At 73.5% G+C, this 14,156-nt stretch carries 8 protein-coding genes; 4 read left to right on the forward strand and 4 right to left on the reverse strand.

Annotation, left to right across the window (positions count from 1 at the left end):
- Positions 1–113: 113 nt before the first annotated feature.
- The gene (locus tag ACIQ9E_RS10100) at positions 114–995 is read right to left on the reverse strand and encodes an IclR family transcriptional regulator (protein WP_403704798.1); all 882 of its coding nucleotides are present in this window, start codon (positions 993–995) and stop codon (positions 114–116) included.
- 392 nt (positions 996–1,387) lie between these two features.
- Between ACIQ9E_RS10100 and ACIQ9E_RS10105 the strand changes: the two genes are divergently transcribed.
- The 3 genes from ACIQ9E_RS10105 (at position 1,388) to ACIQ9E_RS10115 (ending at position 7,623) form a co-directional block, all read left to right on the forward strand.
- Positions 1,388–4,741, forward strand: a complete 3,354-nt coding sequence (locus ACIQ9E_RS10105) for a S8 family serine peptidase (RefSeq protein WP_403704800.1) — start codon at positions 1,388–1,390, stop codon at positions 4,739–4,741.
- A gap of 301 nt (positions 4,742–5,042) precedes the next feature.
- Complete coding sequence (locus tag ACIQ9E_RS10110; RefSeq protein WP_403704803.1) at positions 5,043–7,331, forward strand: APC family permease; 2,289 nt, start codon at positions 5,043–5,045, stop codon at positions 7,329–7,331.
- Between the two features lie 133 nt (positions 7,332–7,464).
- Positions 7,465–7,623 (forward strand): hypothetical protein, encoded by a 159-nt coding sequence (locus ACIQ9E_RS10115; RefSeq protein WP_006347595.1) that lies wholly within the window; start codon positions 7,465–7,467, stop codon positions 7,621–7,623.
- A 179-nt stretch (positions 7,624–7,802) separates the two neighbouring features.
- Here ACIQ9E_RS10115 and ACIQ9E_RS10120 read toward each other — a convergent pair whose 3' ends face one another.
- From ACIQ9E_RS10120 to ACIQ9E_RS10130, 3 genes are read right to left on the reverse strand one after another with little or no spacing between them, the layout of a single operon-like run.
- Positions 7,803–10,559, reverse strand: coding sequence for a SpoIIE family protein phosphatase (locus ACIQ9E_RS10120; RefSeq protein ID WP_403704806.1), 2,757 nt, complete (start codon positions 10,557–10,559; stop codon positions 7,803–7,805).
- Between the two features lie 20 nt (positions 10,560–10,579).
- Complete coding sequence (locus ACIQ9E_RS10125) at positions 10,580–12,436, reverse strand: sensor histidine kinase (RefSeq protein ID WP_403704809.1); 1,857 nt, start codon at positions 12,434–12,436, stop codon at positions 10,580–10,582.
- Positions 12,433–13,155: a response regulator transcription factor gene (locus tag ACIQ9E_RS10130; RefSeq protein WP_403704813.1), complete on the reverse strand. Its 723-nt coding sequence runs from the start codon at positions 13,153–13,155 to the stop codon at positions 12,433–12,435. Before ACIQ9E_RS10130 ends, ACIQ9E_RS10125 begins: the two co-directional genes overlap by 4 nt.
- Before the next feature lie 312 nt (positions 13,156–13,467).
- Between ACIQ9E_RS10130 and ACIQ9E_RS10135 the strand changes: the two genes are divergently transcribed.
- The gene (locus tag ACIQ9E_RS10135) at positions 13,468–14,040 is read left to right on the forward strand and encodes a hypothetical protein (RefSeq protein WP_403704815.1); all 573 of its coding nucleotides are present in this window, start codon (positions 13,468–13,470) and stop codon (positions 14,038–14,040) included.
- Positions 14,041–14,156 lie beyond the last annotated feature (116 nt).

The following is a 14,156-nucleotide window of genomic DNA, read 5'->3' on the forward strand; positions in this document are numbered from 1 at the left end:
GGCGGGTGGGGGAGGCGGGTCGCCCGCCGGGCGGTGATCCGCTCGTCACGGGGCCTGGCGGCCCACGGGCGCGGCCCGGAGAAGGAGAGCTGCGGAGGAGGCGGCCCGGACCGTCAGGCGGGCTGGCGCCAGCGCACGGTGATCTCCGCGGCGGCGGCCCGCAGTACGGGCACCAGCTCGGCCGTCCGCTGGTCGGTGAGCCGGGCATCGGGCCCGTAGATGCTCAGCGCCGCGACGATGCTGCCCTGCGTCCCGATGGGCACGGCCACTCCGCAGCCGCCCGGGATCCACTCCTGGTGGCTGATGGCGTACCCCTGCTCGCGCACCGCGTCGATCCGGGCCCTGACGACGGACTCGGACTCGGCTCCGGACCCGGACTCGGCTCCGGATTCGGACCCGGATCCGGACTTGGGCTCGCCGCCCGCTCCCGTGTGCTCGCGCACCAACTGGTCGACCCGCTCGTCCGGCAGCATCGACAGCAGGACCCGGCCGGTCGCGCCGGAGAAGAGGGAGTAGGGGCGGCCGACGCCCGTGATCAGCCGCAGCGGCTGGGGGCTCTCGGCCTCGTAGACGGTGACCCGGCGCCCGTCGACGACCGTGGAGACACAGGCCGTCTCCCCCGTCATGGCCGCGATCCGGGACGCGGTGCCGGAGGCGGCGCCGACGAGGTCGCTGTTGGCGGTGTGCTTCCAGGCGAGGGTGAGGGCGGCGGGCCCGATGACGTATTTCCGGGTCTCGTCGGCGACGGCGAGCCCCTCGTGCTCCAGCGATACCAGGATGCGCTGCACGGAACTCTTGCTGATCGCCAGATCCCGGCTCAGCTCCCGCACCCCGCGCGGCCGGTCCGCCTCGGCGATGGCCTTGAGCACCTGGAGGGCGTGATCGACGATCTGCACCGTGCCCACGGGGCGTGCCCCGGCACCGGGCGCGCCGCCGGTGCCGGCGGAACGGTGCCCCGCTTCTCCGGGGGCCGCGGAATCAGGTGCAGTCGCCATGGAAAGCGGAAATCTCCCTCATAGGCACGGGCGGAACACGGCCGAATGCGCCGTGACGACGGACGCGAGCGACCCGCCGACTCCGTGCGGGGCCTGCCCGACGGGGTCGTCGATTCACCAAAACGGCAGTATCACACAGGGGGCCGCGGGCGCCGCAACGCCGTCCGCCGGCCTCTCCCCGACGAGGGCGGCCTTCGGCCCGGAGAAGGGGAGCGTGTACGGGCCGTCCGGCGGCGGCAGCGGGATCACCGGCCCGCCCGGAGGCTGATTTCGGCCATCAACTCCGGTCCGGACAACGGGAATCACCGCCGGCCACTCTTTCCGGCCAGGAGCGGGGAGCGGGGACCGTTCCCGGCATCTTGTCGACCGACCCCGCAGGGCAGGGAGTCACCTTGTTCTTCACCACACGTCAGGGCCGTGGGGCGGCGACCGTCACCGCCGCCGTTGCGGCAGCGGCGCTGGCCGCCGGGCTGACCAGTACGAACGCCGTCGCGGATACCGGCGGGTCCGGTAAGTCCGGCGAGGGCACGACCGCCGGGAGCCCCGGGACGCGCTGGATCACGCTGATCACGGGGGACCGGGTCGGGGTGGACGCCCGCGGGCAGGCCGTCACCGTCGACCGGGGCCCGGGGCGGGAGAAGATACCCGTCAGAAGCTGGACCGAGAAGGGGCGTACCTATGTGGTTCCGGCCGATGCCGAGAAGCTGATCGCGCGGGGGACGCTCGACCGGCGGCTCTTCGATGTGACCACGCTCGGTACACCCGAGAGCCGGCGGGCGTACCGCAAGGGTCTGAAGGTCGTCGTCGTGTACGGGGGCGCTTCGGGTCCGGCGGCCCGTAAGGGGGTACGGGCGGATGCCGAGGTGCAGCGGTCGCTGCCGTCGCTCAACGCGGACGCGGTGACCGTGCCGGAGCGGGACGCGGGGGCGCTGTGGGAGGCCCTCACCCGGCGGGCCGAGGGGGACGGCGACGCCGTGGCGGCGCGGACCGCGCCGGGGGTCGCCAAGGTCTGGCTGGATGCCGTGCGCACGGGCAGCCTGGACAAGAGCGTGGCGCAGATCGGCGCCCCGAAGGCATGGCAGTCCGGTTACGACGGGACGGGCGTCACCATCGCCGTCCTGGATTCCGGTGTGGACGAGACCCACGCCGATCTGAAGGGGCAGGTCAAGGGCGAGGCCAACTTCTCCGACTCCCCGGACACCGAGGACCGCAACGGGCACGGCACGCATGTCGCGTCCACCGCGGCCGGGACCGGCGCCGGAGCGGGCGGCCGGTTCAAGGGCGTCGCCCCCGGGGCCAAGCTGCTCAACGGCAAGGTCCTCGACGACTACGGCAACGGCACCGACTCCGGGGTCCTCGCGGGCATCGACTGGGCGGTGGCCCAGGGCGCGGACGTCATCAATATGAGCCTCGGCGGCAGGGACACCCCGGAAGTGGACCTGCTGGAGGCCCATGTCAACAAGGTGTCGAAGGAGAAGGGGGTCCTCTTCGCCGTCGCCGCGGGCAACGAGGGGCCGCTCTCCGGCACCATCAGCTCCCCGGGCAGCGCGGACGCCGCCCTGACCGTCGGCGCGGTCGACGACGCCGACAAGATGGCCGACTTCTCCAGCGTCGGGCCGCGCATCGGCGACGGCGGCGCCAAACCGGACCTCACCGGACCGGGTGTCGACATCACCGCCGCGTCCGCCCCCGGCAGCGCCCTCGCCCAGCGGTTCGGCGAGAACCCGGCCGGCTACCTCACCATCTCCGGCACCTCGATGGCCACCCCGCACGCCGCGGGCGCCGCCGCCCTGCTCAAGCAGCGCAACCCGGACTGGTCCGGCGACCGCATCAAGTCCGTGCTCACCGCCTCCGCGAAGGACGGCGGCCACGGAGTCTTCCAGCAGGGCACCGGCCGGCTCGCCGTCGACCGCGCCCTGGAGCAGACCGTCGTCTCCGACGAGACCAGCCTCTCCTTCGGCCACCAGCAGTGGCCGCACACCGACGACACCCCCGTCACCCGGCAGATCACCTACCGCAACCTCGGCAGCCAGGACGTCGAACTGGACCTGGCGGTCCGCGGTCTCGACCCGAAGGGGCAGCCCGCCGCGGCCGGGTTCTTCACCCTCGGCGCGACCCGGGTCACCGTCCCCGCGGGCGGTACGGCCTCCGTGCCGCTGACGGCCGACACCCGGATCGGCGGCGACAACAACGGCGCCTACACGGCCACCGTCACCGCGACCGGCGGCGGCGGGACCGTGCGGACCACCGCCGCCGTGGACCGCGAGGTCGAATCGTACGATCTGACCCTCAACTACACGGGCTCCGACGGCAAGCCCAGCAAGGACTTCATCAGCTACGCGGGCCAGCTCGCCGGGGTCGCGGAGGGGCACTTCTTCGACGACAGCGGCAAGTCCAACGTGACGTACCGGCTGCCGAAGGGCGACTACGTCCTCAACGCGATACGGCTCACCCAGACCGGGGCGGGCACCGCGCAGGACCGGCTGACCCATCCGAAACTGGCACTGGTGAAGGACACCACCGTCGAGGTCGACGCGCGGCTCGCCAAGCCCGTGCGGATGAGCATCCCGGACACCCGGGCCGCGCAGACCAATGCCCGTGCCTCGTACACCGTCGACAACGGCCGCCGTTCCATCGGCTCCACCGAGCTGGTCGGCTCCTTCGACCTGTACCAGGTCGGGCAGCTCGGCCCGAAGCGGCCCAGCGGTGTTGTGATCGACGAGTCCTTCAACGCCCAGTGGGAGCGCGGGGCCGTCCAGTACAACGGCGCCGCGGGCGGCCGGGTGAAGCAGCTCTCCAACGGCCACACCACGAAGTTCAAGGCCACCGACTTCGCGAAGATCACGCCGACGACCGGCGCCTCCGTCAAGGGCAAGAAGGCGCTCTCCACGCTGGTCAACGCGCTGGACGGCTGGTCGTCCGACTCCGAGACCGCGCCGTACGCCCTGCCCGGCTCCCGGACCCACTACGCGGCCACCAACGGCAGGACGAACCGCTGGTCCGTGGAGGTGGAGCAGCTCGACGCCCAGGGTTCCGGCGAGACGTGGTACGCAAGCCCGGAACGGGACTACCGGCCCGGTACGGCCCACCGCATCACGGTCGGCACCGCCGTCCACTCCCCGCTGATGACCCCTTACAGCGGGGTCTTCCGCCGGGACGACGCCCTCTGGGCCGAGGTGCCGCTCTTCTCCGACAGCCGGGGCAACGCGGGCGTCTCCGCGTTCACCTCGGCGAAGACCACGCTCTACCGGGGCACCACCAAGATCGGTGACATCGCGGACGCGCTCCAGGGCGAGGACGGCTTCTACCTCGGTCCCGAGGATGCCCAGTACACCCTGACCACCTCGGTACGGCGGGACCCGGCGGTCTCCTCCGTCGGCACCCGTATCGACGGCTCCTGGACCTTCCGCAGCGCGCAGACGGCCCCGGACGAGATGGTGCGGACACCTCTGTCCACCGTGCGGTTCGGCGCCCCGGTGGCACTGGACGGCACCGCTCCGGCGGGCCGCAAGGTCACCTTCCCGATCACCGTCCAGGGACCCGCGGCCGGCAAGGGGCTGAAGGGCCTCGCGGTCTCCGTCTCCTACGACGGCGGCAGGACGTGGCAGCGGGTGGCCGTCACCAAGGGCAAGGTCACTGTCAAGAACCCGGCCAAGGGGAAGACCCTGGCACTGCGGGGCCAGGTCGCCGACACCAAGGGCGGCAAGGCGAGTGTGACCGTGTACGACGCGTACCGCGGGAAGTAGCCGCGGCGGCAGTCGGCTGGCCGTGCCGCCCGTCCCGCTGTACGGGGCGGGCGGCGCGGCCTTCCCCGGTGCCGGCCGCCGATGGGGGCGGCTTTCTCCGGCGGCCGTGTGACCGGGTCGGCGGGTCACCGGGCGGCCGTGTGACCGGGTCGGCGGGTCACCGGGCGGCCGTGTGACCGGGTCCGCGGGTCACCGGGCGGCCGTGTGACCGGGTCCGCGGGTCACCGGGCGGCCGTGTGACCGGGTGATGTGCCGGTGTCGGTGACGTGCCCGGCGGGCCGGGTGTTCCACGCTTGCCGGTGTGACAGGTGCCGAGGAACGGGCGGGCGGCGGTACGGCGGGTCTTCCGGGGCCCACCGCGGTGCTGCCGGGGCTGAGCGACGAGCAGGTCCGGGCGCTGCGCCGGGTGGGCCGGGCCTGGGGGCGGGTGTCGTCGCCGCCGGAGGTCTGGCACCGGGCGCTGCCGGTGGAGCCGGATCTGGGCGCGTTCCCGGCGCGGGCCGAGGCCGGTTCGGCGTGGTTCGGGCGGCTGGTGCCCCTCTCCCCGCTGCGGGCCCGGTCCCTGAGCGGACGGCGGGCGGTGGAGCCCGCGGCCGGGGCCGGGTCCGGGGCGGAGGCGGGCGCGGGGGCGGTCCCGGCGGACGCGGGCACGGCAGGGGCGGGCGCGGGCGGGACGGTCCGCAGGCTGCTGCTCGGCGCCCCGCTCGCGAGTTCCGCGTTCGTCACCGAGCGGATGCGGAAGCTGGTGGCGCTGCCGGTGCTCTCCGCCGACGCGCTGTCCTCGGTGGCGTACGGGCCCGAGGCGATGATCACGGTCCTGGTCCTGGCGGGTGCCGCCGGGCTCGCGTACTCCTTCCCGGTCGCCGCCGTGATCGTCTTCCTGATGCTCGCGGTGGGGGTGTCGTACCGCCAGACCATCCGGGCCTATCCGCACGGCGGCGGCTCCTACATCGTCGCGGGCGAGAACCTCGGACCGACCGCGGGACTGGTGGCGGCGGCCGGGCTGATGACGGACTACGTCCTCACGGTCGCGGTCTCCATCGCCTCCGGGGTCGCCGCGATCACCTCCGCCCTGCCGGGCCTGGTCCCCTGGACCGTACCCCTGGGCGTGCTGGTCGTCGTGGTGCTGCTGGCCGGGAATCTGCGGGGCATCCGGCAGGCGGGCGCACTGTTCGCCGCCCCCACCTACGCCTTTGTCATCGCGATGTTCGCCCTGATCGGCGCCGGGCTCGTGGACGCCGCGGAGACCGGGTTCCGGCCGGTGGCGCCGCCCGCGCTGCCGGTCACCGAGACCGTCGGACTGCTGCTGATCACCCGGGCCTTCTCCTCCGGCGCCACCGCGATGACCGGTATCGAGGCGATCTCCAACGCCGTCCCCGCCTTCCGGCCCGTGGAGTGGCGCAACGCCCGCACCACCCTGAGCTGGATGGTCGGCCTGCTGATCGCCATGTTCGCCGGGATCGTCGTACTGATCCACCTGACCGGCGTGGTGCCGCACTCCCAGGAGACCGTGCTCTCCCAGCTGGCCCATCTCTCCTTCGGCGGCGGCTGGATGTACGTCTACATCCAGGCGGCGACGGCCGCGGTGCTGCTGCTGGCCGCCAACACCGCGTACAACGACTTCCCCCGTGTTCTGTCGCTGCTGGCCCGGGACGACTACGCGCCCAAGACCTTTCTGCGCCTCGGGGACCGGCTCGCCTACAGCCGCAGCATCGTGCTGTTGTCGCTGGCCGCGGCCCTGGTGTACATCGCCTTCGAAGGCCGTACGGACGCCCTCATCCCGCTCTACGCGGTCGGCGTCTTCCTCGCCTTCACGCTGTCGCAGAGCGGGATGGTCGTCCACTGGTGGCGGCGGCGCGATCCGCACTGGCGCAAAAGCCTCGTGTTCAACGCGGTCGGAGCCGTACTCTCCGGACTCGTCCTGCTGACCGCCGGGGTCAGCAAGTTCACCTCCGGCGCCTGGGTCGCGCTGATCGCCGTTCTGCTGTTCCTGCTGGTCACCACCCGGATCAGAAGCCACTACACCGCCGCGCGGGCGTATTTGCGGCTCCGTCCGCACGCCGTTGAACTCCCCGCCCGCACCGGCGCCGGTCCGCTCGCCCCGGCGACCCCCGCCGGGGGCCCGCCGGCCCGCCGGGAGGCGAAGAAGGCGAAGGAGGCAGAGGAAGCCGAGGTGATCCCGGGGGAGATCCACCATCTGTCGGTGGTCGCCGTCGCCACCCTCGACCTGGCCGGAATGCGGACTCTCGCCTACGCCGCCTCCCTCGGACAGCCCGCACTCGCCGTCCACATCAGCACCACCGAGGACGAACAGCGCCGCTTCCGCGCCTACTGGAGTCTGTGGGGCGACCATCTGCCGCTCCAGACCGTTCTCTCCCCCTACCGGGCCGTCGTGGCACCCCTGGTGCACTACATCGAGACCCTGCACCGGCTCAATCCGGAACTGACGCTCACGGTGATCCTTCCCGAGATCGTCACCCGGCACCGCAGGCACCAGTTCCTGCACAGCCGCACCGCGGCCCGGCTGCGCCGCGCCCTGCGCCACCTCCCGAAGATCGTCATTACTACCGTTCCCTTCCATCTGCCCTGAGCCGCCCCGACGGCGGGCCCGTTCTCCCCGGCGGCGGGCCGCCGCACCGGCCCTTGTTAGCGTGGGCCCATGCCGTACCGCGACAGCTGTCTCCTACGCCGGCCCCAGGGCGGGGCGCGTAGGGAAGGACGACATGGCTCATTCACCGCACCGCCGCCGCAAGGGCTGCGGGCTGTGCCGGCCGCACAAACTCAGGGGCTACGGACGTTCCGTCCGTGACCCCTGGCCGGTCGCGAGAAAGCTCGGCAGGAAGCGCCGCTTCGGCCGCCGCGACCTGGGAGACCAGGACTGACAGGACTGAACTGACGGGACCGACCGAACTGACGGGACCGACCGAGCTGACGGGACCGAACTGACGGGACCGAACTGACGGGACTGACAGGACTGACAGGCTCTCGGGGCCGGGCTCCGGCCCGGCCCCGAGGCGTTTCACGGCCGAGGGCGGGCCCGGACGGTACGGGCCCACGCCCGCTACAGGTTCCAGTGGTCCAGCAGGGCGTCCGTCAGATCGGGTCCGCCGGACGGCGCACCGCCCGGACCCTGGAGGTTCTGCTCGGTCCAGATCGCCTTGCCCCGGGCCGTGTAGCGGGTGCCCCAGCGGTCGGCGAGCTGCGCCACCAGGAACAGCCCGCGGCCGCCCTCGTCGGTGATCGCGGCCCGCCGCAGATGCGGCGCCGTACTGCTGCCGTCGAACACCTCGCAGATCAGCGAGGTGCTGTGGATCATCCGCACGGTGATCGGCTGGGAGGCGTACCGGATGGCGTTGGTGATCAGTTCGCTGAGGATCAGCTCCGTGGTGAAGACGATCTCCTCCAGGCCCCAGGCCTGGAGTCTGGCGGCGCACTCGGCCCGTACCGGCGCGACGGCCGCCGTGTCGGAGGGAACCTGCCACTCGGCGATCCGGTCCGGGTCCAGCCGGTGGATCCGGGCCACGAGCAGCGCGATGTCGTCGCGGGGCTGGGCCCCGGGCAGCGCGGTCAGCACGGCCCGGCAGGTCTCCTCCGGATCGAGGCCGGGCCGGTCGGCGACGGCGTCGATCAGCAGTCCGAGCCCGGTGTCGATGTCCCGGTCGGGGCGTTCGACCAGACCGTCGGTGTAGAACACGATCCGCGCGCCCTCCGGCAGGGTGAACCGGATGGTTTCGACGGGGAGTCCGCTGCCGGTGCCCAGCGGCGGTGAGACGGGTACGTCGAGGACGACGACGCTGCCGTCGGGGTGCACCAGTACGGGCGGCGGGTGGCCGGCCCGTGCCATCACGCAGTCCCCGGTGACCGGGTCGTACACGGCGTACAGGCAGGTCGCCCCGGTCACGTCGGGCCCGTCGTCGCCGGGGGTGCGCTCCTGGTCCATCCGGTCGACGAGTTCGTCGAGGTGGCTCAGGATGTCGTCGGGCGGCAGGTCGAGCGCGGAGAAGTTGTGGACGGCGGTACGGAGCCGTCCCATGGTCGCCGCGGCGTGCAGCCCGTGCCCGACGACGTCGCCGACGACGAGGGCGACCCGGGCGCCCGGCAGCGGGATCACGTCGAACCAGTCGCCGCCGACGCCGGCCTGTGCGGGCAGATAGCGGTACGCGACCTCCACCGCCTCCTGGACCGGGAGATAGCGCGGCATCAGGCTGTGCTGGAGCGTGACGGCCATGGTGTGCTCGCGGGTGTAGCGGCGGGCGTTGTCGAGGGAGACGGCGGCCCGCGCCGCGACCTCCTCGGCGAGCGCCAGATCGTCCGCGTCGAACGGTTCGCGCGGCCCGGCGCGCCAGAAGCTGACGACGCCCAGCAGGGTTCCGCGGGCCAGCAGCGGGGCGGCGAGCAGGGAGTGGACTCCGTAGTCCAGGAGCTGCCGCGCGACCTCCGGGTCCTGGGACAGCCAGCCGGGGGCGTCCCTCAGGACCGGTTTCAGGACCGGGCGGCCGGTGCTCATGGCGCGGGCCTGCGGGGTGGCGGGCGCCAGCTCGATACGGGAGCCCTCCGAGTAGAAGGGGGCGCCGTCCCGGACCCCGGCGACGACGATCCGGCGTACGTCGCGCTCCGCGCCGTGCAGCTCCTCGCCCCGCAGTACCGCGTCCACGAGGTCGACGGTGACGAAGTCGGCGAACCGGCCGACGGCGGTCTCCGCCAGTTCCCGCGCGGTGCGCCGGACGTCCAGGGTGGTGCCGATACGCATCCCGGCCTCGTAGACGACGCCCAGCCGCCGCTGGGCGGCCTCGGCCCGCCCGGACAGTGTCAGCAGCTCCGTGGTGTCGCGTACGGTCGCCACCCGTCCGGGCTCCGCCGCGGGGCCGCCGTCCTCGGTGCTCTCGGTGGGGCGCTGACTGATCGCCAGGGTCCGGTCCCCGACCTCGTACAGCTCGTCGGTGGCCTCCCGGCCCGATACCAGCAGATCCGCGATGCCGGGCGGCAGGTCCAGCCCCGCCGCGGTCCGGCCCTCGGCGTCCTCGGGGAGCCGGAGCAGCCGCCGGGCCTCGTCGTTGACGAGCTGGAGCCGGCCGTCGCGGCCCACGATGACGACGCCCTCGCGGACCGAGTGCAAGACCGCGTCGTGGTGTTCGTACATCCGGGTGATCTCGGTGGGTCCGAGGCCGTGGGTCTGGCGCAGCAGCCGTCTGCTGAGCAGCGCGGCGCCCCCGGTGCTGAGCAGGACCGCGGCGCCCGTGGCCCCCAGCACGGCGGGGAGCTGTTCCCGGGCGGCGGACTGGATGCTGGCGGTGGTGACGCCCGCCCCGACCGCGCCGACCACGTCCCCGCCGGGCCCGCGGACCGGTACATACGCTCTGACCTGCGGTCCGAGCGTGCCCACCCAGTCCTCGACGACGGTCTTCCCGGCCAGCAGCGGTTTGATGTCGGTGGAGGTGTGCTTCCCGATCCGGTCGGGCAGCGGGTGCGTCAGCCGGATTCCCTGCCGGTTCAGCACCACTACGAAGTCCACTTCGGCGCCCTTGCGGGCGGCCTCGGCCCTCGGCTGGAGTACGGCGGTCGGATCGGGCGACACGATGGCCGCGGCGGTCCCCGGGGCCTGGGCGAAACCCTCGGCGAGCGCGAGGGAGCGGCTCCCGGCCTCCTGGTGGCTCTCCTGCCGGGCCATGAGCAGCAGCAGGAGGATCGCGCCGAGGGCGAGCAGGACCACGACGACGAGCTGGAGCACGAACATCTGCCCCACGACGCTGCGCAGCCCGAACACGGACCGAGCCCCGCCGCCGGTTGCTCCTCCGGAGGAGCGTTCGGATCCCGCCATGCCCCTTTTCTACATGGATGTCAGGGGTTGGCGCCTGGGGTGGGATGTGCGCGGGGCGGTCGCCCGACCGGCTCCTCCGGTGCCGTCGCCCCTGTTGCTTCCAGCGGTCCTGCCGGTCCTGCGGGTCCTGCGGGTCCTGCGGGTCCTGCCGGTCCTGCTGGTTCCGTCGGTTCCGCCGGTCCTGCTGGTTCCGTCGGTTCCGCCGGTCCCGTGGGTCCCGCCGGTTCCGTGGAGCAGGGGAGGAGAAGGCGGAAGACGGTGCCCCCGCCGGGGTGGCTGTCCAGCTCCATCCGGCCGCCGTGGGCGGTGGCGATGCCCGCCGCGATGGCGAGTCCGAGGCCGGATCCCGGTTCGGGGCCGCCGTTCCGGGGGCGGCCGCGGTAGAAGCGGTCGAAGACGTGCGGTGCGTCGGCCGGGTCGATGCCGGGGCCGTCGTCGGCGACCTCGACGACACAGACCGGGAGTCCGGGCGGCAGCGGCGGACCGGTTCCGGTACGGACACCGGTACGGGACCCGGTGCCGGTGCGGCCGTCCTGCCGCAGGCCGTGGCCGTCGCGCTTCCCGGGCCCCACGGGATGCTCGTGGCCCCCGTGGCCCCCGTGGTCGTCGGTGCGCCCGGCGCCGACCCGGATCCGGATCCGGCTGTCGGCGGGGGTGTGGACACAGGCGTTGGCGACGAGGTTGCCGAGCACCTGGGCCAGTTGATGGGGGTCGCCCGGCGCCTCGACGATATCGAGGCCGTCCCCCTGCCCCGCCGGGTCCGGCGGGGCTTCGCGGACCCGGCCCGGGGGCGCCGGGGACGGCAGGGGCTCCAGGGTGATGGTGCGGTCCGGGTGGCGCACGGCGGCGCCCGCGATGGCGTCCGCCGCGAGGGAGAGCAGGTCGACCGGTTCGCGGTGCGGACGCGGAACGCCGGGCCCGTCGCCGAGCCGGGCGAGGAGGAAGAGGTCGTCGACGAGGCGGCTCATCCGGTCGGCGTTGTGGACGATCAGCGCATGGGCCTCGCGGCGCTGCTCGCCGGTCGTACCGGTGCCGTCGAGGAGCAGTTCGGCGAAGCCCTGGACGGCGGTGAGCGGGGTGCGCAGTTCATGGCCGGCGTCCGCCATGAAGCGCCGCATGCGCCGTTCGGAGGATTCGGTACGGCGCAGGGCGGCGCGCAGCTGGTCCAGCATGGTGTTGAGCGCCAGGCCCAGCCGGCCGACCTCGGTGTCCGGGTCGTGGACCGGGACGTTCAGCTCCAGGGCGCCCTGGGTGATCCGCCGGGCGGTGCGTTCGACCCGGGTGAGCGGGCGCATACCGAGCCGTACGGCCCAGCCGCCCAGGGCGACCACCCCCGCGGCGACCGTGACGACGAGCGCGGCGCTGAACCAGAGGAGCCGGGTGGTGGCGCCGTCGACGGTGTCCAGGGGGAGCGCGACGACGGCGGACATCCCGTCGGGCCCGGGGTGGGCGATGACCCGCCAGTCCGTGTCCCCCGGCGTGCCCCCCGGTCCGTCCTCGGAGCCGATCGTGGTCGGTTCGGTCATGCCCGGGTCGAGGTCGGCCGCGTCCTGCGGAAGCCGCGGGCCGGGTCCTTCGCCGGAGCCCAGGGACGATGGCAGGCGCCGCCCGTCGGCCCCGTAGAAGAACACCCGGTACTCCGAGGGCAGGGCGTCGTCCGGGCGCGGGTGCCGGGGGATACCGCCGGCGGCGATGTCCCGGTAGGCGCCGGGCGGCGGCCGGAAGCCCACGAGCCGGTCGTCGACCTCGTCCGTCAGCCAGCTCCGCAGCACGGTCAGCCCGGCGAACTGGCACAGCACGACCGCGCAGGTCGCCAGCAGGCTGGTGATCAGCACCAGACGGCCGCGCAGGGAGCGCGGGACGAGGCGCGGTGTCATGGGCCGACCGGGCGGTTCTCGTCGCGCGGCAGCCGCAGGCAGTAGCCGACGCCGCGCACCGTGTGGAGCAGCGCGGGCGGTTCGGTTTCGATCTTGCGCCGGAGGTTCTTCACATAGGTGTCGACGATCCGGGTGTCGCCGGAGAAGTCGTAGTTCCAGACCTGCCGGAGGATCTCCCGCTTGTCCAGCACGTGTTCGGGATGGGAGAGGAAGCAGGTCAGCAGCCGGAACTCGGTGGGCGACAGCTTCAACAACCGGTCCTTGCGCCGTACCTCGTGGGCGGTCCGGTCCAGGGCGAGGTCGGCGTAGCGCAGGGGCGGCAGGGGCCCGGAGGCGGCGGCGGGCGCGTTGCCCCGGCGCAGGATCGCACGGATCCGCAGCAGGACTTCCTGGATGTGGAAGGGCTTGGTGACGTAGTCGTCGCCGCCGGAGCTGAGGCCGATGATCCTGTCCTCGACCTCGGTACGGGCGGTCAGGAACAGCACGGGGGTGTAGATACCGCGGGTGCGCAGTTCGCGGATGAGGCGGAAGCCGTCGGTGTCGGGCAGCATCACGTCCAGCACGATCAGGCCGTGCCGGCGGCTCCCGGCCGCCGCGGCGGCCCGCGCTCCGTCGGCCGCGCTCTCGACGGCGTACCCGGCGGCGGTGAGTGCGGAGGTGAGCAGGGTGCGGATGCTGGGATCGTCCTCCACGACCAGGACGGTGGTGTGTCGGTCCATGACGTACGGGCACCTCGGAAGGGAGGGGGAGGGGCGGCCGATGGTAGCCGGGGAAACTGTGCGGCCCGTTCAGGGGGCGCCGTGGTCCGATGGGCGCCCGGCCCCGGTCTCACGCTCGGCCTGCTGCCGGCGTCTTCACCGTGGCGGCGGTCGGCCATGCCCGCCGTTCACCCGATGGGCGAGGAGCGGCTCATGGCGATGGACGCAGGCTTGACGGGGCAGAGGGGCCGGCCGGGGGCGGGCACAGGTGCTCGTACGGGCGCAGGTGCTCGTACGGGCAGGCGGAACCGGGTGCGGCCCGATGGTGAACTCGTGGCCGACCCGGGGCGGGGACTGTTCTGGGGGAACCGGGGTTCGCTGCTCGGCGCCGCCGGTCAGCCGACCCGCAAGCCGTCGACGCGGGCCTGGGTCTGCTGTGTGCTGGAGTTCAAGGGCCGGTGGCGGGTTCAGTGGCAGCCGGGCCGGCTGACGGAGCTGTACTTCCTCGACGAGGCGACGGCTCTCGCCGCCGGTCATCGGCCCTGTGGACTGTGCCGTGTTCCGGACTACCGGCGGTTCCAGCGCGGTTGGGCGGACGCCCTGGGCGGCGGTCCTCCCGGTGCGCCGGAGATGGACCGCAGACTGGAGACGGACCGGCGAACCCCCGACGGGTGCCGGCGCACCTTCCGGGCGGCGGTCGGCGACCTGCCGGACGGTGTGTTCGTCCGCCTGGACGGCGAGGCCGGGCTGCTCCGGCAGGGGCGCCGGCTGCCCTGGTCGATGGCCGGGTACGGCGCGGCGCGGACGGTCGCCGCGGACCTTCGGGTGGACGTGCTCACTCCCGCGGTGACGGTGCAGGTACTGGCCGCCGGGTACACGCCCGTCCTGCACCCGTCCGCCGGGTGAACGGGACCGGCTGCGGCCCGTGCCGTGCCGGGTCCCGCACCGGGAGGCGCGGCCGGGTCCGGGCCGCGCCGTCCCGGGTTCCGCGTGCGTGGTCCGTCCTCGGCGGCGGCCGTCCG

Source organism: Streptomyces sp. NPDC094448, from assembly GCF_044763775.1.
In the GTDB taxonomy this organism is placed as follows: domain Bacteria; phylum Actinomycetota; class Actinomycetes; order Streptomycetales; family Streptomycetaceae; genus Streptomyces.

What these genes read in the sequence shown, in the direction of transcription:
- ACIQ9E_RS10100 (WP_403704798.1), bottom strand. Translation starts at nt 995, where the DNA reads ATGGCGACTGCACCTGATTCCGCGGCCCCCGGAGAAGCGGGGCACCGT.
- ACIQ9E_RS10115 (WP_006347595.1), top strand. Translation starts at nt 7,465, where the DNA reads ATGGCTCATTCACCGCACCGCCGCCGCAAGGGCTGCGGGCTGTGCCGG.
- ACIQ9E_RS10120 (WP_403704806.1), bottom strand. Translation starts at nt 10,559, where the DNA reads ATGGCGGGATCCGAACGCTCCTCCGGAGGAGCAACCGGCGGCGGGGCT.
- ACIQ9E_RS10125 (WP_403704809.1), bottom strand. Translation starts at nt 12,436, where the DNA reads ATGACACCGCGCCTCGTCCCGCGCTCCCTGCGCGGCCGTCTGGTGCTG.
- ACIQ9E_RS10130 (WP_403704813.1), bottom strand. Translation starts at nt 13,155, where the DNA reads ATGGACCGACACACCACCGTCCTGGTCGTGGAGGACGATCCCAGCATC.